1 rRNA gene is annotated in these 370 nt (G+C 70.5%); it reads right to left on the bottom strand.

The window, feature by feature from the left end:
* Window positions 1–299 precede the first annotated feature (299 nt).
* Window positions 300–370, bottom strand: a 5S ribosomal RNA gene (gene rrf / locus ACPXBU_RS34795); the annotation flags it as partial.

Below are 370 nucleotides of genomic sequence, written 5' to 3'. Positions count from 1 at the left end.
GCGCTGGAACGCGAGCTGTCCCGGTCACCACCACGGGAACCAGAGTCGCGGCCGCCGGCGTAACCGCCGCGGGCGCCGCCACCGCTGTCGCGATCTCCCCGGTACGGGGGCCGGTCTCGGTCATCGCGGCGCGGGCCGCGGTCGCGTCCGCCCGCACCGTCAGTACGGTCTTCGTAGCGACGGGGACGGTCTCCGCCCTGCGGTCCTGAACTCACAGGTACATCCTTCCTGATTGCGCCACCAATGGCGCTACGCAGTCGAGGGCCGACCCGGATGGGGCGGCCCTCGACTGGAAGATTGTCCGGCGGCGTCCTACTCTCCCACACCCTCACGAGTGCAGTACCATCGGCGCTGGAGGGCTTAGCTTCCG

Source organism: Micromonospora sp. DT231 (assembly GCF_049847025.1).
GTDB lineage: Bacteria > Actinomycetota > Actinomycetes > Mycobacteriales > Micromonosporaceae > Micromonospora.
The sequence above is the reverse complement of the archived record's forward strand: the minus strand, read 5'-3'. Positions and strand labels throughout refer to the sequence as shown.